Annotated in this window: 17 protein-coding genes and 1 pseudogene; 11 read left to right on the top strand and 7 right to left on the bottom strand. The window is 65.0% G+C overall.

Features of this window, described 5'->3' with window-relative positions; translation table 11 throughout:
• Nucleotides 1-106 precede the first annotated feature (106 nt).
• Nucleotides 107-1,993: a TOL_0244 family TonB-dependent receptor gene (locus tag SOM61_RS09395; RefSeq protein WP_320473846.1), complete on the bottom strand. Its 1,887-nt coding sequence runs from the start codon at nucleotides 1,991-1,993 to the stop codon at nucleotides 107-109.
• Between the two features lie 218 nt (nucleotides 1,994-2,211).
• Here SOM61_RS09395 and SOM61_RS09390 point away from each other — a divergent pair, with 218 nt between their 5' ends.
• The 3 genes from SOM61_RS09390 to SOM61_RS09380 are packed head-to-tail and all read left to right on the top strand — an operon-like array spanning nucleotide 2,212 to nucleotide 3,918.
• The gene (locus tag SOM61_RS09390; RefSeq protein ID WP_320473845.1) at nucleotides 2,212-2,760 is read left to right on the top strand and encodes a cytochrome b; all 549 of its coding nucleotides are present in this window, start codon (nucleotides 2,212-2,214) and stop codon (nucleotides 2,758-2,760) included.
• On the top strand, nucleotides 2,757-3,311 hold the full coding sequence (locus SOM61_RS09385; protein ID WP_320473844.1) for a YceI family protein: 555 nt from the start codon (nucleotides 2,757-2,759) through the stop codon (nucleotides 3,309-3,311). The genes SOM61_RS09390 and SOM61_RS09385 overlap by 4 nt, the downstream gene beginning before the upstream one ends.
• A 37-nt stretch (nucleotides 3,312-3,348) precedes the next feature.
• Nucleotides 3,349-3,918 (top strand): YceI family protein, encoded by a 570-nt coding sequence (locus SOM61_RS09380; RefSeq protein ID WP_005664752.1) that lies wholly within the window; start codon nucleotides 3,349-3,351, stop codon nucleotides 3,916-3,918.
• 168 nt (nucleotides 3,919-4,086) lie between these two features.
• On the opposite strand, the gene SOM61_RS09375 is transcribed toward SOM61_RS09380, so the two are convergent.
• Complete coding sequence (locus tag SOM61_RS09375) at nucleotides 4,087-5,409, bottom strand: hypothetical protein (protein ID WP_320473843.1); 1,323 nt, start codon at nucleotides 5,407-5,409, stop codon at nucleotides 4,087-4,089.
• Between the two features lie 302 nt (nucleotides 5,410-5,711).
• Between SOM61_RS09375 and SOM61_RS09370 the strand changes: the two genes are divergently transcribed.
• From SOM61_RS09370 to SOM61_RS09340, 7 genes and pseudogenes are all read left to right on the top strand, one after another.
• Nucleotides 5,712-5,981 (top strand): GlsB/YeaQ/YmgE family stress response membrane protein, encoded by a 270-nt coding sequence (locus SOM61_RS09370; RefSeq protein ID WP_123067791.1) that lies wholly within the window; start codon nucleotides 5,712-5,714, stop codon nucleotides 5,979-5,981.
• Between the two features lie 82 nt (nucleotides 5,982-6,063).
• Entirely contained in the window at nucleotides 6,064-7,329 is a 1,266-nt protein-coding gene (cls, locus tag SOM61_RS09365) for a cardiolipin synthase (RefSeq protein ID WP_320473842.1), read from the top strand.
• 132 nt (nucleotides 7,330-7,461) lie between these two features.
• Nucleotides 7,462-9,621, top strand: a complete 2,160-nt coding sequence (locus tag SOM61_RS09360; protein WP_320473841.1) for a S46 family peptidase — start codon at nucleotides 7,462-7,464, stop codon at nucleotides 9,619-9,621.
• A 161-nt stretch (nucleotides 9,622-9,782) separates the two neighbouring features.
• Complete coding sequence (locus SOM61_RS09355; protein WP_320473840.1) at nucleotides 9,783-10,877, top strand: alpha/beta fold hydrolase; 1,095 nt, start codon at nucleotides 9,783-9,785, stop codon at nucleotides 10,875-10,877.
• Nucleotides 10,878-10,956: 79 nt separating this feature from the next.
• Nucleotides 10,957-11,384 (top strand): annotated as a pseudogene (locus SOM61_RS26465) (autoinducer binding domain-containing protein); the annotation flags it as partial.
• Complete coding sequence (locus tag SOM61_RS09345; protein WP_414674965.1) at nucleotides 11,361-11,687, top strand: helix-turn-helix domain-containing protein; 327 nt, start codon at nucleotides 11,361-11,363, stop codon at nucleotides 11,685-11,687. The pseudogene SOM61_RS26465 and the gene SOM61_RS09345, both read left to right, overlap by 24 nt.
• Before the next feature lie 146 nt (nucleotides 11,688-11,833).
• Nucleotides 11,834-13,135 carry a tetratricopeptide repeat protein gene (locus SOM61_RS09340; RefSeq protein ID WP_320473837.1) on the top strand — a complete coding sequence of 434 codons (1,302 nt, stop codon included), beginning with the start codon at nucleotides 11,834-11,836 and terminating at the stop codon, nucleotides 13,133-13,135.
• A 4-nt stretch (nucleotides 13,136-13,139) separates the two neighbouring features.
• Here SOM61_RS09340 and SOM61_RS09335 read toward each other — a convergent pair whose 3' ends face one another.
• Together SOM61_RS09335 and SOM61_RS09330 are read right to left on the bottom strand one after the other, a co-directional pair.
• On the bottom strand, nucleotides 13,140-13,778 hold the full coding sequence (locus SOM61_RS09335; RefSeq protein WP_320473836.1) for a CatA-like O-acetyltransferase: 639 nt from the start codon (nucleotides 13,776-13,778) through the stop codon (nucleotides 13,140-13,142).
• 1 nt (nucleotide 13,779) lies between these two features.
• Entirely contained in the window at nucleotides 13,780-15,261 is a 1,482-nt protein-coding gene (locus SOM61_RS09330) for an APC family permease (RefSeq protein WP_320473835.1), read from the bottom strand.
• Between the two features lie 260 nt (nucleotides 15,262-15,521).
• Here SOM61_RS09330 and SOM61_RS09325 point away from each other — a divergent pair, with 260 nt between their 5' ends.
• On the top strand, nucleotides 15,522-16,712 hold the full coding sequence (locus SOM61_RS09325; RefSeq protein ID WP_320473834.1) for a globin domain-containing protein: 1,191 nt from the start codon (nucleotides 15,522-15,524) through the stop codon (nucleotides 16,710-16,712).
• Here SOM61_RS09325 and SOM61_RS09320 read toward each other — a convergent pair.
• The 3 genes from SOM61_RS09320 to SOM61_RS09310 all read right to left on the bottom strand — a co-directional run bounded on the left by SOM61_RS09320 (nucleotide 16,709) and on the right by SOM61_RS09310 (nucleotide 19,882).
• A complete protein-coding gene (locus SOM61_RS09320; RefSeq protein WP_320473833.1) occupies nucleotides 16,709-17,569 on the bottom strand; it encodes a head GIN domain-containing protein in 861 nt (286 codons plus the stop codon). The genes SOM61_RS09325 and SOM61_RS09320 overlap by 4 nt on opposite strands.
• A 123-nt stretch (nucleotides 17,570-17,692) precedes the next feature.
• Nucleotides 17,693-18,805 (bottom strand): NADH:flavin oxidoreductase/NADH oxidase, encoded by a 1,113-nt coding sequence (locus SOM61_RS09315; RefSeq protein WP_320473832.1) that lies wholly within the window; start codon nucleotides 18,803-18,805, stop codon nucleotides 17,693-17,695.
• A 90-nt stretch (nucleotides 18,806-18,895) separates the two neighbouring features.
• A complete protein-coding gene (locus SOM61_RS09310) occupies nucleotides 18,896-19,882 on the bottom strand; it encodes a succinylglutamate desuccinylase (RefSeq protein WP_320473831.1) in 987 nt (328 codons plus the stop codon).
• Between the last annotated feature and the right edge of the window lies 1 nt (nucleotide 19,883).

Raw genomic sequence — 19,883 nt, 5'->3', positions numbered from 1 at the left:
GCGTAGCCACTTATGCGAGATGTGATGGCTGCGCTGATAACTTGGGTTCCCGCCTTCGCGGGAACGACGTGCAGGGGCCGGCAGCAGACCAGCACCTACGCTGCTCTCAATAATCCCACCTCACCCTGACGCCCACCCGGCGCTCGAACTGGGCCCAATACGTGCTGGAGCCAAACTCCGCATGCCCGCCGTTCAGGTTCTCGCCATACACCGACAAGGCCAGGCCAGGCCGCAACCGCCAGCCGAAGCGCGCATCGAGCGCCGTGTACGACGCCACCCGTGAGGCCGGCATCTCGCCAACCCGGCGCACCGTGACGTCGATCTCGCGCGCGTCGTCGATGTTGTAGCTCGATCGTAGTTGCGCCGTGTGCGATGGATCGCGCCGCGCCGTCTGCAGGCGCGCCACGTCGTTGCCACCGGGCTTGAGCTGCAGGCGCTGATGCAGCGCGGTCCAGCCGGCCGACAGGCGCCAGCGCGGCATCGGCTGCCAGCTGCCCCAGGCTTCGATGCCGCTGGCGCGGCCTTCCATCAGGTTGTCAAACAGGAGATAGCTGCCGCTGGGATCGATTTCTTGCGTGCGCAGGTGGTCGTAATCGGTATGGAACAGCGTGACCGAATACGACAACGCCGCCGTCGGCTGGCCGCGGTATCCCAGCTCGATCACGCGCGCCACTTCGCTGCGCACCCTGGGCCCGCCACGCAGGATGTACGGCGGCTGCCCCGGCACCCAGGCGTCGGCGTCCAGCCGCGCCGGCGCACGCACGGTGCGCGCCGCCGAGGCCCAGAAGGCGTGCTGTGGCGACATGCGCCACGACAGGCGCGCGCTCGGCAACCATTCGACACCGGTGTAGTGGTTGTATTCGGCGCGGCCGCCCAGCGTCAGGCGCCAGGCGTCGCCAAGCGCGATCTCGTCCTGCACGAACAGGCTGCCCCAGCGCTGGTTGGTATCGGCCGGCAGGAAGGCGACGAACTGGCTGTTGCCGACGCGGTCGCGCGTCTGGCGATAGTTGGCGCCCCACATCAGGCCATGGCGGCCGGAGGCCGGCAGCGTGTGCTGGAACTGCAGGTCGGCCGTGGTCAGGCGTTCGCTGAACAAGGGTGGCGATTCGCGCACCGTGTGATCCAGGTAGGCCTGGACGGCGACGTCGCCGCCATCGGCGAGCTCACGCCGCCAGCGCGCGGTCAGGTTGGCGCCGTCGGAGCGCACGCGATCGAGATCGGTGGGGCCGCCCGGCACCGCGATCTCTCCCGGCTGCGGCTGGTCGAGCCGCCCCTGGTAGACGTTGCCGATCACCGAGTAACGGTCGCTGCCCTGCTCCCAGTCGGCGCGCACGCCGGCATGGGTGCGCCGGTAGGCGTCGTCGATGCGTCCGCCGCCGACCCGGTCGCTGTCGCTGCGACGCGTGTATTTGCCGAAGGCGCGCCAGGCCACGCCGTCCGTGCTCGTGCCGCCCTGGCGGAAGGCGGCGCCGCCGCTGCCGTCATTCGCACCCTGCAGCGCCAGCATGCCGCCCTGGGTGTCGCGCGCCGAGCGGGTCGTGATGTTGATGACGCCGTTGACCGCGTTCAGGCCCCACATGACGCCGCCCGGCCCGCTCACCACTTCGATGCGTTCGATGTCTTCGAGCAGCACATCCTGGGCGTCCCAGAACACGCCCGCGAACAGCGGCGTGTACACCGAACGGCCATCGATCAATACCAGCAGCTTGTTCGACAGCACGCTGCCGCCGCTGTTTTGGCCGCGCGCGCTGATCGAATAGGCATAACCGTTGATGCGCGCCACGTGCAGGTTGGGCGCCAGGCGCAGCGCCTCGGGCAGGGTGTCGGCCCCGGAGCGGCGGATGTCGTCGCCCGTGATCACGAACACCGCCGCCGGCGCATCCTGCAGGCGCTCGGGCCGCTTCGATACCGAGGTGACCTGGATATTGGCCAGCTCTTCGATCGACAGGTCGGCCAGGTCGGTCTGCCCCGCAGGCGCGGCGACCGCAGGCATCGACAACCATACAATCGTGCTCGTGGCCAATAAAATATGCCGACTGCAATATTTAATAAATGCGCTCATGAATGAATTTTACATTCGGAGGAACCGGATGGTGCATGTTTTACAAGTCCGTGCTAGTGTTTGCAACAGAAATCGTACTCTGCAGCACGGTGACCGCTTTTTTGCTATAGTTGGTTAGTTCTAACTCGTACTAGTTACCTGATACAAACATGCGCCGCTATACGCTGCCCGCCATCGTGCTGCACTGGCTGATCGCCATCGCCATCATCGGCACGTTCACGCTCGGCCTGGTCATGACCGATATCCAGGGCATCACCATGGCCAAGCTCCGCTACACCAACTGGCACAAATGGGCCGGCGTCACCGTGCTCGGCCTGGCCGCGCTGCGCCTCCTGTGGCGCCTGTTCAATCACCCGCCGCACTATGCCGACGCCATGCCGGCCTGGCAGCGCGGCGCCGCGCATGGCCTGCACGTCCTGCTGTATGTGCTGATGTTCGCGGTGCCGCTGTCGGGCTATTTCTTCAGCCTGGCGGCCGGCTTCCCGGTCGTGTATTTCGGCGAGATCCCGCTGCCGGTGCTGATCGGGCCCGATCCCGAGCTGCGCGCCCTGCTGCGCGGCGTGCACTACTGGCTCAATATGCTGCTGGCCGCCCTGGTGGCACTGCACGTGCTGGCCGCTTTCAAGCACCTGCTGGTCGACCGCGACGGCGTGATGCAGCGCATGCTCCCTATCCCTACCCCGAAGGAAAAACGATGAAACCATTCAAGGCCTTGCTGGTTGCGACCCTGGCCGGCGCCAGCGCCATCGCCATCGCCGTCCCGCTCAAGACCGATCCGGCCAAGAGCAGCGTCTCGGCCGTGTTCAAGCAGATGAACGTGCCGGTGGAAGCGCCGTTCCGCAGCTTCAGCGCCGCCATCGACTACGACGCGGCCAAGCCGGCGGCATCGAAGGCGAACGTCCAGATCAATACCGCCAGCTTCGACATCGGCGACCCGATGTACAACAAGGAAGTCGCCAAGAAGGAATGGTTCAATTCGGCGCAGTTCCCGAAGGCCAGCTTCGTGTCCACCAGCATCACGCCAAGCGGCGCCGGCAAGCTGAACGTGTCGGGCAAGCTGACCCTGAAGGGCAAGACCGCTGACGTCACTTTCCCGCTGGCGGTCAAGGCCGAAGGCGGCAAACAGGTATTCGAGGGTCAGCTGCCGATCAAGCGGCTGGCCTTCAACATCGGCGAAGGCGAGTGGAAGGACACGAGCATGGTCGCCGATGAAGTCGTCATCAAGTTCCGCGTCACCGCGGCGCCGTAAGTTTTACCACCACCACACTCACAAGGGACATCACTACATGAAGATCAAGCACCTGATCGCGGCTGCCGCCGCCCTCGCCGCCAGCACCGCTTTTGCCGCGCCGGTTACCTATGACATCGAGCCGAACCACACCTACCCGAGCTTCGAGGCCGACCACATGGGCCTGTCGGTATGGCGCGGCAAGTTCAACAAGTCGAGCGGCAGCGTGACCCTGGACCGCGAAGCCAAGACCGGCTCGCTGGACATCACCGTCGACATCAACAGCATCGACTTCGGCCACGAAAAGATGAACGAGCACGCCAAGAAGCCTGACATCTTCGACGCCGCCAAATACCCGACCGCGACCTTCAAGTCGAAGTCGATCAAGTACACCGGCGACGTGCCGACCTCGGTCGACGGCGAGCTGACCCTGCACGGCGTGACCAAGCCGCTGACGCTGCAGATCAACAAGTTCAAGTGCATCATGCACCCGATGCTCAAGAAAGAAGCCTGCGGCGCCGACGTGGTCGGCACCTTCAAGCGCGACGACTTCGGCATCAGCTTCGGCCTGCCGAACTTCTCGCCGGAAGTGAAGCTGGCGATCCAGGTCGAAGCCGTCAAGCGTTAAGCGTTAAGCGTTAGCGCAAAACACGTCGTCCTCGCGAAGGCGGGGACCCAAGTTTCGCTGCCAGCCCACTGCGTTTAACGCAGGCACTGTGCTGGAACACTTGGGTCCCCGCCGGCGCGGGGACGACGTTGTTTAATACCGCGGTCGATCAGCTTTTATCGGCGCCGATCAACGGCCGTCGCGATCGAAATCGCCCGGAATCGCGCGCTCGACGCGGTGCCAGCCGGCGCGGGTGGCAGACTTGGCCTGGTCCCACTTCAGGCGCGAATTGCCCTTCGAGCGGTCCCACTCGCCGGCCAGGTGGCTTTCGTTGGCGTCATAGCCGCCATCGTACTTGCCATAGCTGTTGTAGCCCAGCGCATAGGCCGGCGCGTAGTCGTCGTAGGTATAGCCCGGCGTGTAGTACGGCTGGGTCTGGTACTGGGTGCGCCAGTACTCGTTTTCCTCGTGCGGATTGACCATGTGGCCGACGCCCTTGCCGGCCGCGCCGCCCGCCAGGCCGCCGATCGCCGCGCCCGCCGCCACGCCCAGTGGGCCGGCCGCAGCGCCGATGATCGCGCCCGCGGTCGCGCCGCCGCCGGCGCCCACGCCCTGCGCCAGGTTGTGGTCGTGCAGTTCGTCGCCGACTTTCGGATTGACGACCTCGCCCGCGCCACGGCCGGCCGCGCCGCCGGCCAGGCCGCCCACCACGGCGCCTGCCGCCATCCCGATCGGACCGCCGACGGCGCCGATCGCCGCACCGGCGGCTGCGCCGGTGCCGGCGCCCACGCCCTTGGCCAGATGGTGTTCGGCCAGGTCGTCACCGGCTTTCGGATTGACCACTTCGCCCACGCCCTTGCCGGCGATGCCGCCCGCCACGCCGCCAACCACGGCGCCGGTCACGGTGCCGATCGGACCGGCAACGGTGCCGACCGTGGCGCCCAGCGCCGCGCCGCCCGCGATGCCTAGGCCGGCGCCGATCACGTGCGAGCCGCCCTGCTTGGTCCAGGATTCCTGGATATGGGCCGCGTCTTCGTCGGAGCGGGTATGCACGCCCATCACGATGCCGCCGTTCTTGATGCCTTCTTCATAGTGCTTGGCGCGTTCTTCCGGGATGCCGGCGCCGATCAGCGCGCCGATCAGGCCGCCCGTGATGCCGCCCGCACCGGCGCCGGCCAGGGCCGCCGCCAACGGACCGGCGACGACCACGCCCAGCCCCGGCAGCACCAGCGTGGTGCCGACCGCCGCGATACCGGCCAGCACGGCGCCGATGGTGCCGCCGATGCCGGCGCCGATGCCGGCGCCTTCGGCCGCCTTGCTGCCCAGTTCCGTATCTTTATCGGCGAAGTGGGTCGTCCGGGTGCTGTCGGACATCATCAGGTTGACGTCGTCGCGGGTATAGCCGCGATCGGACACGGTGCCATAGGCGCGCTCGGCGCTGGCGCGGTCCGGGAACAGGCCGGTGACCATGCGCTGGTTCTGGTTCTGACGATTGGTGTCGTAGCTGCTCATGTCGAATCCTTTCTGGTAGTTGGGGTGGCCAGGCGCTGTTGAAGCGGCACTGCCAGGGAGGTCCACCTTATGCCCATGAGCTGCATGGCTCTGTTCGATGACGCACGGTTGACACAGACCCGCGGAAATGCGGCCAATGCATCCACGATCGACCGGACCGGTGCATGAACAGCGATGCAAAAACGCTATCTAACGTGAGTTGCCGCACCGACCTGATGGGGACGCATCTCTAGACTTTTTCCCATGGTCACGGCAACTGTTGGGCCTGGGGGTATGTCTTTTTACTTGAGGAGGAAGCAACCATGTTATTCATCATCTGGATCGTCGTCGGCGGCATTCTGGGCTGGCTTGCCAGCATGGTCATGAAAACCGACGCAGAGCAAGGCATCATTCTTAACGTCGTCGTAGGTATCATCGGCGCCTTCCTGGGCGGCTGGCTGCTGTCGCCGCTGTTCGGCACCGGCACCATCAACTCGGACGACTTCAGTGTCGCTTCGCTCCTGGTCTCGTTCCTGGGCGCGGTCATCCTGCTGGCCATCGTGAATCTGCTGCGCCGCGGTCGCGTTCGTTAATGAGTACGACACGCAATCTGTAAAAACCAACGCCACGTGCGTTGGTTTTTTTTCCTCTGTGGTTTTATTGATGAGCCCAAAAATGTTCTGGACAGTGTTGATCACAGTCGCCGCGACCCTGGTGCTGGGCGTGCTGGCGCTGAATTTCATGCCGAGCGAAAAGCAGATCGAACGGCAACTGACACGGCAGTACGACACCCACGATCCGCAATTTCGCCGCTCGATGGGTGTGCTGCTGGGGCCCCCTATTCTTGAAGGAAACAAGGTTGACGCCTTGATCAATGGCGACCAGATCTTCCCCGCCATGCTGGCCGCGATCCGCCAGGCGGAAAAGTCGATCAACCTGGAAACCTATATCTACTGGTCGGAATCGATCGGCAAGGAATTTTCCGAAGCGTTGTCCGAGCGCGCCCGCGCCGGCGTGAAAGTCCACGTCATGCTCGACTTCATGGGCAGCATGAAGATGGACAATGCGCTGGTCGACGAGATGAAAAAGGCCGGCGTGCGCGTGCAGCGCTATCACAAGCCGGTCTGGTGGAAGCTGGCGCGGATGAACAACCGCACCCACCGCAAGCTCCTGGTCATCGACGGCAAGATCGGCTTTACCGGCGGGGTCGGCATCGCCGACCAGTGGCGCGGCAATGCCGAAGATGAAAATCACTGGCGCGACAGCCACTTCAGGATCGAAGGCCCGGTGGTCGGCCAGATCCAGGCGGTGTTCAACGACAACTGGACCAAGGCCACCGGCGCAGTGCTCGACGGTCCCGACTACTTCCCGGCACTGGAGCCGAAAGGCACGATGCCGGCCCAGATGTTCTCGAGCTCGCCGACCGGCGGCAGCGAGAGCATGCACCTGATGTACCTGATGTCGATCACCGCCGCGCGCGAGACGATCGACCTGTCGGCGGCCTATTTCGTGCCGGACGAGCTGACCATCCGCACCCTGATCGCGGCCGCGAAACGCGGCGTGCGGGTGCGCCTGATCACGCCGGGCCCGATCATCGATTCCGACCTGGTCAAGGCCGCCTCGCGCGACCGCTGGCCCGAACTGCTCGAGGCCGGCGTGCAGATCTCGGAATACAAGCCGACCATGTACCACGTCAAGACGCTGATCGTCGATAAACTCCTGGTATCTGTCGGCTCGACCAACTTCGACAACCGTTCGTTCAGCATCAACGACGAGGCCAACCTGAACGTGCTGGACGAAGACTTCGCGGCGCAGATGAGCGAGATCTACGAACAGGACTGGGCACGCGCCACGCCGGTGACCGAGCACAAGTTTGCACAGCGCCCGTGGTGGCAGCGCTTCAGCACCTGGGCAGTGTCGTTGATCGACAAGCAGTTATAAGAACGGCTGTTGCAACACAAACGGTTGGCTTTACTCGTTTGAAATACAGGTTGACGATCCGATACCGGATAACGATACTCATGAACGCTCCAAGAGTTCATGAGTATCCCTTCCCAACCAGATCAAACGCGCATGAAAAAGACCCTTCTCTCGCTCGCCATCCTGAGTAGCTTCGCCGCCCACGCGGACGAAGGCATGTGGATGCCGCAACAGCTGCCACAAGTAGCCAAGCAACTGAAAGCCGCCGGCCTCAAGCTGGATCCGGCCAATCTGACCAAGCTGACCGAGTTCCCGATGGGCGCCATCGTCAGCCTGGGCGGCTGCTCGGCGTCCTTCGTGTCGCCGCAAGGCCTGGTGGTTACCAACCACCACTGCGTCTACAACAGCATCGCCGTCAATTCGACCCCTGAGCGCGACCTGCTCAAGAACGGTTTCCTGGCCAAGACCATGGCCGAGGAACTGCCGGCTTCGCCAGGCAGCCGCATCTTCGTCACCGACGAGGTGACCAACGTCAGCAACCAGGTGATCACTCCTGAAGTAGCCAAGCTGACCGGCAAGGCCCGCATCGACGCCATCGAAAAGAACCAGAAGACCCTGGTGGCGGCCTGCGAACAGGATGCCGGCTACCGCTGCACCGTGGCCAGCTACTACGGCGGCCTGGAGTTCTACCGCCTCAAGCAGCTCGAGATCCGCGACGTGCGCCTGGTGCACGCGCCGGCCGACGGCATCGGCAAGTTCGGCGGCGACACCGACAACTGGATGTGGCCGCGCCACACCGGCGACTACGGCTTCTACCGCGCCTATGTGAGCCGCGACGGCAAATCGGCCGAGTTCTCGAAGGACAACGTGCCGTACAAGCCGAAGCACATCATCAAGCTCGCGCAAGACCACGCCAAGGAAGGCGACTTCGTGATGGTGCTGGGCTACCCTGGCCGCACCAACCGCCACCGCCTGCCGTCCGAAGTCGCCTTCACCTTCGACTGGAACTACCCGGCCTTCGTGCAAGCCTCGGGCGAGACCCTGGCCATCATCGACCGCGAGACCAAGAACGACCCGGCCGCGCGCCTGAAATATGCCGGCCAGATCGCCGGCGTGAACAACTACTACAAGAACCGCAAGGGCATGCTGGTCTCCTACCAGGGCAGCGACTTCTTGCAGCGCAAGACCGCCGAGCACAATGCGCTCAAGGCCTGGGTGAATGCCGATGCATCGCGCAAGGCGCAGTACGGCGCCGACATCGACGCGGCCGAAAAGCTGATCGCCGAACGCGATGCAGGCACCAAAAAAGGCTTCTTCCTGACCTACGCCCAGCCGAAGTTCCTGACCTCGGCGCGTACGCTGGTGCGCCTGGCCAACGAACGCGCCAAGCCGGACACCGAGCGCAAGACCGGCTACCAGGAACGCGACCTGCCGCGCCTGACCTCGGTCATCGAAGGCCAGGACCGCACCTACGACGAAAAAGTCGACAAGGCGCTGGTGCTGAACTTCCTGAAGCAGTACAACGCGCAGCCGGCCGCCGAGCATGACGCATCGTTCGACGCCGCCCTGGGCATCAAGCCGGGCATGAGCGAAGCCGAACTGAAGTCGGCGCTGGACCGCATCTATGCCGGTTCCAAGCTGGCCAGCAAGGAAGAACGCACCCCGTGGCTCAAGAAGTCGCCGGCCGACTTCAAGGCCTCGAACGACAGCTTCATCAAGGCCGCGGTCGCGATGTACGACGCCGACATCAAGGACGAGGAAAAAGGCGAAGAATCGGCCGGCAAGATCCAGCAAGCCTATGGCAACTACATGAAGGCCAAGATCGCCTACATGAACAGCAAGGGCCAGGCCGTCTACCCGGACGCCAACAGCACCCTGCGCGTCACCTTCGGCAAGATCGCCGGCCGTGACGTGGGCGCCGACGGCACCACCGGCTGGACCGCCTTCACCACCGTGTCTGGCGTGACCGCCAAGCACACCGGCGAAGGCGAGTTCGATGCGCCGGACAATCAGCTGGCCGCGATCCAGGCAAGGAACTTCGGCAAGTATGCCGATCCCAAGCTCAAGACCCTGCCGGTCAACTTCCTGGCGACGCTCGACATCACCGGCGGCAACTCGGGTTCGGCCGCGCTGAACGCCAAGGGCGAACTGATCGGCCTGGCCTTCGACGGCACCCTGGATTCGATCATCTCGGACTGGGACTTCAACAAGGCCATGACCCGCTCGATCCAGGTCGACACCCGCTACATGCTGTGGAATATGAAGGAAGTCGACAAGGCGGATAATCTGCTGAAAGAGATGAACGCGCTGTAATCGTTCTTTCTTTCTTTGAAGGCCGCGTCATCGCAAGGGGCGCGGCCTTTTTCATGGAATTTGTGCAGTCCATTCCGCTGTTTCGCCCGTCTATCGCGCGCGCCGGGACTGGCCGTGCGGCGCCCGCTAGACTGGATGCATAAAGACGATGGGAGAGCGACATGAAGAACATCCTGATCTGCTGCCTGGCCGCGCTGGGCATGCTGTGCGCGGACGCCTCCGCACAGGAAAGTAGCGATGCGAAGCGGCTGGCCGGCGCCCGCGCCGCTGTCGAGGACCTGCAGCGCATCGTGGCGCCGCACGGTGTACAGGATTCCTATAAAACCCGCATCGGCGGCATCGACCAATGGATCAATGTGCGCGGCCAGGACCGGGCCAACCCGATGATCCTGTTCGTGCACGGCGGCCCGGCCTCGCCGGTCACACCGACCATGTGGCAGTTCCAGCGACCGATCGAGGAGTTCTTCACGGTCGCCAACTACGACCAGCGCGGCGCCGGCAAGAGCTATGGCGAGACCGATCCCGCCATCGTGGCCGAGACGATCCGCATCGAGCGCTATGTCGACGACCTGATCGAGGTGGCCGAACACCTGCGCGGACGCTACGGCCAGCGGAAGCTGGTGCTGATGGCGCACAGCTGGGGCACCGTGATCTCGATGGCGGCGTCAATGAAGCGTCCCGACCTGTTCCACGCCTACGTCGGCATCGGCCAGGTGATCAGCGTGCGCGAGAACGAACGCATCAGCTTCGAATATGCGCTGGAACAGGCGCGCATCCACGACGACAGGGAAGCGTTGAAGGAGCTGCAGGCGATCGCACCCTATCCCGGCAGCCAGCCGATCACGCGCGAGCGCATCGTGGCCGCGCGCAAGTGGCCGCAGCACTATGGCGGCCTGTCGGCCTACCGCAGCGAGTCCACTTACTTCTTCAAGGGGCCGCTGCTCTCGCCCGACTACACGATCGACCAGGTCAAGGCCATCGACGCCGGCAGCCTGCTCACGCTGGGCCGGCTGCTGCCGGAATTCGTGGAGGTCGACTATTCGAAGGTAAGGGAATTCCCGATCCCGGTCGTGATGTTCCTGGGCCGCCACGACTACACGACGCCGACCGCCCCCACCGAGGCCTGGCTGGCGCAGGTGAAGGCGCCGTCGAAGCGGGCGGTGTGGTTCGAGCGTTCGGCCCACATGGCGCCGTGGGAAGAGCCGGGCAAGACCCTGGTCAGCCTGCTGGAATATGTGCGGCCGCTGGCGCAATGAGTTGACACTCCGGCATACTTATCGTTACGCTCCGGGGTGACGGCAAGTCCATCCGTGCTTGCTCACCCCCAGGCCCCGCATGCTGCGCCAGTTCGAAAGCCTTCTCCTTGCACCAAACCGCGACCGGCTTGCCGCCAGCCTGCGTCGCGCGGTCCATGCGATCGGTTTCGAATCCTTCTACTATGGCGCACAGGCCCGCAGCGGCTCGGCGCTCGACGTCGCCGACCTGAGTTCGCCACGGATCCTGACCGACTATTTGCCGCAATGGGCACAGCGCTACGGAGAAGCGGGCTACGCCAGCATCGTCCAATGGTCCAGGAATGCAGCCGGTCGATGATTCCCATTATCTGGCACCGGCATCCTTCGGTGCCGGACAAGGGAAAGGACCGGCTGTTCGACGAAGCCCGCCAGCATGGCCTGGCGACCGGCATGACCTGCTCCATCATCGGCGGCCCCGGCGAGCTGGCGCTGCTCAGCCTGACCATGGAGAACGACAGGCAGGCCGATCGCCGCACCGTCGAACGGCAAGTCAGCCAGGGCCATATGCTGATGAGCTACCTGCACGAGGGCCTGCGCCGCCTGGACCGGCAGGCCGCACAGGCGGTCCCACCGATCCACCTGACCGCGCGCGAAAAGGAAATCCTCACCTGGGTCAGCGCCGGCAAGACCTCCTGGGAGATCGCCTGCATCCTTGCGGTGGCCGAGAGGACGGTCATCTTCCACGTCGATAACGCGATGCGCAAGCTCGATACACGCACCCGTACCCAGGCCGTCGCCAAGGCCCTGGCGCTGGGCCTGATCGCGCCCTGAGCGCCGCCCTGTAACTCCTTACAGCTCGTTTGCGCGCAGCACCCTTCCTACAATGCGTGAACGCCCTGCCAGGCCGGGGGCGCTGCGGCAGGCAGGCGCCTGTCATCACCCTCAATGCACCAGGCGGACCCGGTCCGCACCCCACCATGCTCATCGATATCGACGACCTCAAGAGACAACTCAACAGCACCGTAGCCAGCGAAGTCGTGGAGGCGGAGAAGGAAGCCATCGCGCTGCTGGAACAGGGCAATCTCGAAGCGGCCGACCTGCTCATCAGCGCCTATGCGGAAGGCGCTCCGCTGATCCGTCCGGACCGGATCAAGGAGTTCAAATACACGAAGATGGCGGCCGATCTCGGCTCGGATTTCTGTCGTTACTGGCTGGCCAAGCTGCAGCACGGGTCGAAGGATTACGCGGGCGCGATCGAGAACGCCACCAGGGCCCATGAGAAGGGCATACCGTACGCTGCCACCTTGCTGGGCAAGATGATGCTGGCCGGCGAGGGCCAGGCGGCAAAGCCACTCGACGCCCTGCAAATCCTGTCGGACAGCGTCGACAAGGACGAGAATACCGATGCCGCGCTCCTGATCGCACAAGTCTATATGGAAGAGAAGGTCGTTCCGCGCAATGCGCAAGGAGCTTATGACATCCTCCAGCGACTGGCTCACGTGTTCGAGCGCTCAGCGCCAACCCTGCGCGCCGACTACCTGGCCTTCAAGGCGGAATCGATCCGGCTAGGCGCGGCCCCGGGACCTGGGGAGAGCTACGAACAGCTGATTTCCCAGGCGGCCGATCTCGGCAACGAGTCGGCGGTCATCGCGCGCGGGAAACTGCAGACCAATGCACTGGAGCGCGAACTCAAGGCGGAGTGGGATGCGATCGCCACTTTTCGCGCGACCGGCATGCACTGGAAGATGTTCACCGAACTGGGCACGCTGAAAGGACTCACGCGCCAGAGCAGGTCGTTCGTGACCACCAGCAGTGACGGAATCAAAAACACGACAAAGCATACCAAGCTGGCCACCCTGGCGACCAGGTCGGGCCGGGAATTCAACGTCACCATCCCTGTCAACGGGAACATGACGATCGGACGCCGCTACGCCGTCGTGTACGTCGGTCCGGCCGACAGCGACGACGGCATTCCGGGGCGTATCCATGACCTCGAAACGGGCGCGGCGATCAAGACGGATAGCAATCCGCTCTGGAACTACAACCTCAGGCCGCTCGACCGGCTGATCGGACTGTTCTGCCTAACGCTCGGCGCCCCGTTCATGATCCTGGTTTGGATGGGAGAGGGCTGGTTCGACACAGAGGCGGGTTTCCTGCTTGCCCTCGTCGCGGTCGCGGCCATCGGCACCAAGCTGTTCATGCGGCCGTTCAAGGGCTATCGCAAGGCCATGGCCGATGCCGGTGCGTTCTTCGCGAAGCACCGCGACAAGCTGAGGTAGCGGCTCAGCGCATCATCGCCGCCAGTTCGGCCGCGATCTGCTGGCCCAGCTGGTAGATGTGGAAGCCGTCGACGAAGCCGTGGTGGGCCTGCACCGAGAACGGCAGCACCAGCTTGCCGTCAGCCCCGTCGCGGAAGCGCCCCCAGGCCAGCGAAGGAATGTCCGAGCGACCGACGCGCGTGGTCGGATGCTGGATCGAGGTGAACTCGAGCCAGGGAATGCAGGTGACGAACACCTGGTCCTTGGCGTCGCGCGGCGACAGGGTGGTGTAATGCTGGTTCAGCCCCGTCATGTTCGTCGCCGCGACGCCGGCCGCGCGGCCGCGCGCGACGAATTCGCGCAGGTCGTCCGACCAGTCGAAGGTCGCGAAATTGAGGTCGTCGTTCTGGTTCTTGACGGTGAACGACGGAATCAGGCGCTCGATGCGGATCACTTCGTCGTCGTGGATGCGGTAGCGGAAGTTCTCGATCTTGAGGACCGAGCGCAGCACTGCGCACAGCAGCACGTGGAAGGGCGCCAGGTCCTGCTGCTTGCACCAGGGCCGGAAGTCCGGCAGCTCGAGCGGGAAGCACAGGTTGACCGACGGGCTGTCCATGCCGTCGAACAGCGCGAAACGGTCGCGCCGCTGTTCGAACTTGTCCATCTTACTTCGCCTTGTTCAGCCGGCTGTTGCGCATGCCGTAGCCAAAATAAGCCACGACCGCCACGCCCATCCAGATGAAGAACACGCGGAAGGTCGCCGGCGACAGGTCCTTCATGATGTACAGGCAGGCCAGCACCGACAGGCCCGGGATCACGTAGGGGCCGAACGGCACGCGGAAGCCCGGTGGCGCATCCGCGCCCTGGCGCTTACGGATCACCGGCACCGCGATCGAGACCACCATGAAGGCGGTCAGGGTGCCCATGCTCACCATATCCCACAAGAAGGTGGAATCGACGCTGCCGGCCACCATGCCCACCACCACGCACACGATCATGGTGTTCTTCACCGGCGCCTTGGTGCGCGCGCTGACCTTCTGGAATACCTGCGGGATCAGGCCGTCGCGGCTGATCGCATACAGGATGCGGGTCTGGCCGTAGATCGTCACCAGGGTCACCGAGAACACCGAGACCACGGCGCCGGCCGACAGCACCAGCGCCGGCCAGGCCTGGCCGGTCACGTTCTGCAGGATCACCGACAGGCCGGCCTGCTGGCCCTCGAACTGTTGGGCCGGCTGGGCGCCCATGGCCGCCACCGCGACCAGCATGTAGAACACGGTCACGATGATCAGGGCGGCCAGGATCCCGATCGGCACGTTGCGGCGCGGGTCCTTGACCTCTTCGCCGGCGGTGGCGATGGTGTCCAGGCCGATGAAGGAGAAGAACACGGTGCCGGCGGCGGCGGTCACGCCGGCCATGCCGGCATAGCCCGAGGCCTCGTTGGTATTGAAGAAGGGCTGGAAGTTGTTGGCGTCGAAACCGGTGAAGGCGATCGCCGCGAAGAACACCAGGATCGCCAGCTTGATGATCACCATGATGGCGTTGGTGGTGGCCGACTCCTTGGCGCCGCGCACCAGCAGGAAGCCGCACAGGATCACCAGGATGATCGGCGGCAGGTTGATATTCCCCGGATGGAAAGTCACGGCATGGTGGTCCGAGACGAACATCGGCGAACGCAGTTGCTCCGGTATCTGCCAGTTGAAGGCGTTGAGCAGGAAGTTGTTCAGGTAGTCGGACCAGCCGATCGACGTCGCGCTGGCGGCCAGCCCGTATTCGAGCAGCAGGCAGGCGGCGACGATGAAGGCCGCGAATTCGCCCACGGTGGCATAGGCGAACGAATACGAGGAACCCGAGGCCGGCACCCGGCCCGCCAGTTCGGCGTAGCACAATGCCGTCAGGCCAGCGGTGAGCGCGGCCAGCAGGAAGGACAGGATGACCGCCGGACCGGCTTTCGGCACCGCTTCGACCATCGTGAAGAAGATGCCGGTGCCGATGGTGGCGCCGACGCCGATCATGGTCAGCGGGAACAGGCCGAGCGAGCGATGCAGGCCGGGCAAGGCGCCGGCGACGCCGACGCTGGCGGTATCCTCATGGTGGGGTGCTGCCGATTTGGTACGTAACAGCTTCTGGCCCAGGGTCTGGTTCACGGCGTGTCCTTCAATGCACTTTAGCGATCGCAGCTCGGCGGCCGCAGCTCGACAGTCTCAAAAACGAAGTTGCGATTATAGGGGAGTCCGCCTCCCCCGCAATAAATAGTTGAAATAAGAGTTTAAATAAGGTGCATTTGCAGAGCATCTTTGATAGAATTTCTTCCGTCGACTTACCGTTGCCCGCACGCGAAGACCATCTGGCGGGCTTTTTTCAGCACCAAAACATGCTTTTAAATTGCATCTAATAAGGACCTTCCATGATTTCTGCCGCTTCCCGCCCCTATATCGACGCTTCGGTTCCCGTCCTGCGCCAGCACGGTCCGGCCATCACGACCACCTTCTACGCCAATATGTTCAAGGCCCACCCGGAGCTGCGGAACCTGTTCAATATGGGTAACCAGGCCAGCGGTGTGCAGCAGCAGTCGCTCGCCTCGGCGCTGTTCGCCTACGCCGCCAACATCGACAACGCCGCCGCCCTCGGCCCGGTGGTCAGCCGCATCGTGCACAAGCACGTCTCGGTCGGCCTGACCGCCGCCCACTACCCGATCGTCGGCTTCCACCTGCTCGGCGCGATCAAGTCGACCCTGGGCGATGCCGCCGTCGATCCGCTGATGAAGGCATGGGAAGAAGCCTATGGCTCGCTGGCCAAGGTCTTCATCGACGCCGAAACCAGGATGTATGCGGATGCCGGCATCGAAGCGGGCTACCTGCGTCCGATGCGCGTGACGGAGGTCGTGCAGGAAAGCGAGAACGTGCTGTCGATCCGCTTCGTGCCGCAGGATGGCGAGGCGCTGCCGCCGTTCAGGGCCGGCCAGTACGTGAGCGTGGAAGCGGTCTTCGACGACGGGTTCCGTCAGCTGCGCCAGTACAGCCTGTCGGATGCGCATGGTGTCGATTCAATGCGCATCTCGGTCAAGCGCGAGGAAGGCAACGACAACATCCCGGCCGGCGCCGTGTCGAACTGGCTGCACCGTAATGTGGAAGCGGGCGACATCCTGCAGGTGAGCTACCCGTTCGGCGACTTCCTGCCGGATACCGAATCCGACGAGCCGGTGGTGCTGCTGTCGGCCGGCGTGGGCATCACGCCGATGATCGGCGCGCTGAACCGCATCGCCCTGGTCAATCCGCAGCGCCGCGTGATCTTCGCGCACGCCGCGCGCTGCCCCGAGCATCATCCGCACCAGCTCGATATCGCCGCCGCCAAGGCGCGCATGCCGAACCTGCAGGTGGTGACCTTCCACGAGCAGGACGCTGGCCCTGACGTGCTGCCGGGCTTCATGGACCTGGCGCGCCTGCCGAAGTGGCCGCGCAGCGAGACCAACGTCTATATGTGCGGCCCGCTGCCGTTCATGCAGGCGCAGTGGAATGCGCTGCTGGAAGACGGCGCCCCGGCCGAGCGCCTGCACCGCGAAGTGTTCGGTCCGGACCTGCTGGACAACCTGCTTTAATCGAGCAGGTGCACCCGGTCGCCAGTGATGCTGCGCTGGGCCGGGTGGCCATACACGCGGATGCCGCCCGAGCCCGAGGTGCGGGCGAACAGCGACTGCTTCACGGTGGCGCGGATGCCGCCGGCGCCGCTGGCGCCGAGGTCGGCGTCTTGGGTTTTCAGGTCGGCCAGGTCGACGTTGGCCGAGCCGCTCACGCGGGCGCTCAGCGAGCGCACCGCGCCGCTGGCCTCAAGCGAGCTCGATCCGCTCAGCTCCAGGCGCGCATGATCCCCTTTTACCTGCCCCAGGCGCATGCGGCTCGATCCCGACAGGGTCGCGTCGATGCCCTCAAGCTGCAGGCGGCTCGCGTCCAGCAGGCCCGAACCGCTGGAGCGCGCATTCAGGTTGCCCACCTTGCCCGCGAGGCGCACTTCGGACGAACCGCTCCTCTTCACGTCGAGCGGCGCGCCATTCAAGTCGCTCACCTCGACGCGGGTGGCGCCGGATGCGCGCACTTCACTCAAGCGCGGCGTGGTGTAGACGATGCGCAGCGGCGTTTTGCTGCGCAGGCTCTTCTCGGAATAGATGCGCAGGGTGTCGCCCTGGGTCTCGGTGCGAATCAGCGACAGCAGGTTGCTGTCCGCCTCCACCACCAGCGACGGCGCCGGACCGACGCGCACCTCGACCGGCAGTGAACCGCTCACGTCCAGCGCCGCCAGCGCCGTTATCGCACGCTGGTCACGCGCGGCCACGCCGTCGCCTTCTTTCGAGTCGCTGCTCCACGCAGTGTGCACGCGGGTGTCGCCATCGCCAGGAGCGACAATGATGGCGCAGCCGGTGAGCGCTGCAAGGCAAGCAAGGGCGATGAGGGTACGCATGGCAGTCCAATCAGGTTGTTGTTCGAGTGATGTCACTCTAGCAAGCGCCCTGTTGCGCCGCCATCTGCATGCGACAAAGTGCAGTAAGGGCGCGCTGGACTGCAGAAAAACGGCGCGAACGGATCAGCGCTGGCCCAGCCGCGTATCGCCGAACAGTTCCTTATGCTCGCGCGGCTGCGAACGCCAGTACTGGGGCGGCGCGACCACCTGGTCGCCCAGCTCGGCCGCCGCATGCCAGGGCCAGCGCGGGTCGTACAACATGGCGCGCGCCAGGGCGATGACGTCGGCCTGGTCGCGCTGCAGCATGTCCTCGGCCTGGCGCGCCTCGGTGATCAGGCCCACGCCGATGGTCGGCAAGCCCGTCTCGCGCTTGATGCGCTCGGCGAACTCGATCTGGTAGCCCGGCCCCAGCGGGATCTGCTGGAGGGGCGAGACGCCGCCGGTCGAGACGTGGATGAAGTCGCAGCCCTGGGCCTTCAACGCATGGGCGAAACGCACGCTCTGCTCCAGGTCCCAGCCGCCCTTGACCCAGTCGGTGGCCGAGATGCGCATCCCCACCGTCATGCCCGGCACCGCCGCGCGCACGGCGGCCAGCACCTCGAGCGGATAGCGCATGCGGTTCTCGAGCGATCCGCCATACGCGTCGTCACGGCGGTTGGCCAGCGGCGACAGGAACTGGTGCAGCAGGTAGCCGTGGGCGCCGTGCAGCTCGATCGCATCCAGGCCCAGCGCCTGGGCGCGGCGGGCGGCGGCCACGAAGGCATCCTTCACCCGCACGAGCCCCGCGGCGTCCAGCGCCAGCGGCACGGTCTCGCCGTCGGCATGCGGCACGGCCGACGGGGCCTCGGTCTGCCAGCCGCGCGGCTGGCCGGGCGGGATGTTGGCGCCACCCTGCCATGGCACTTCACTCGACGCCTTGCGGCCGGCGTGGGCCAGCTGCACCGCGACCTTGATCGGGGAGTGACGGCGGATCGCGGCGATCACCGGTTCGAGGGCCCTGGCGTGATCGTCGGACCACAGTCCCAGGTCGTCCGGCGAGATGCGGCCCTCGGGGGTGACGGCGGTGGCTTCGATGATCAGCAACGCGGCGCCGGACAGGGCCAGGTTGCCGAGGTGGATCATGTGCCAGTCGGTGGCCAGTCCGTCGACGGCCGAGTACTGGCACATCGGGGCGATGGCGATGCGGTTGGGCAGCTCCAGTGGGCCGAGGGAATATGGGGAAAACAGCTTGCTCATGGTGACTCCTGCGTGTCGAGGAGGACAAGTCTAGTCCTGTCCACCGATTCGTGCAGGGCGCGAAAAAAAACGGGCCGCAGCCCGTTATGGTCAATCAATGCGCACCACCATGATCCCGGCGCGCAAGCCCACCCGCACGTCGGGGTTGGGGAACACGACCAGTTCCTCGTCGTGCTCGACCGTGTAGACCGTGTCGCCGTCGGAAGCGATCACCTCTCCCCGTTTCATCGGCGTGAAGTTCCAGGTCTCGCGGCCCACGCGCATGCTGAACGCATCGGACAGCTTCATGATCGAGCGTGCCGTCGCGAACACGTGCGGCGCCACTTTCGCTTCCCCGGCCGGTCGGCCGCGCAGCAAACGATCCAGCGCCTTCGATGCATCGGCGAACTGCGACAGGTCGTTCTGCCCCAGCGTGCCGACCCGCCCCAGCTCGACCGTGGTGCCGGCCGCGCCGAGATGCTCGGACGTGAAATAGCTGTAGGTGCCGGCGGAGGCCGGATTCATGATGATGGCCTGGATCCCGGCCTCGCCCATCCACGCGATGAGGGTGTCGCGGGCCCGGTCGGCGATCAGCTCGGGCACGATCGCGAACATCGGATAGTGCGAAGGCCGGATCGCCGTGTGCAGGTCGAGGTGCCAGCGCTGTGGCCCGCTGCCTTCAAAGAAGGCGCGGGTGACGTCGATCAGCACGTCGGCGCGGCCAGCCTCGAAAGTCCCGGCCAGCGAACCACGCTCCAGACGGAACATACGATTCAGGTCCGCATCGATGAAGCGCTTGGCCGAACGGATCGCATCGATGTTCCCGACGCACAGCATCAGGTCCACCGCCAGCGCCTCCGGCGTGCGCGACAGCGCCTCGACCAGGTACGCGACCATCTCGATCGGTCCGGTCTCGTCGCCATGCACGCCCACCGACACCAGCACGCTGGGACGGCCGGCATCCGGCGTCGCCGCCTTGACGGTCAGCACGCCGGAGGCCGGCTGCGCGACGGCAAAGCCGGCGCTTTCGAAGCGCTGCGCGACCGAGGCGAAATCCGCCTCGGCCAGCGCGCGCACTGCTTCAGGCAATGCGCTCACG

It is taken from the genome of Massilia sp. CFBP9012 (genome assembly GCF_034045115.1).
GTDB lineage: Bacteria > Pseudomonadota > Gammaproteobacteria > Burkholderiales > Burkholderiaceae_D > Telluria.
Note: the sequence above shows the minus strand (reverse complement) of the source record. Positions and strands in the feature narration are given on the sequence as shown.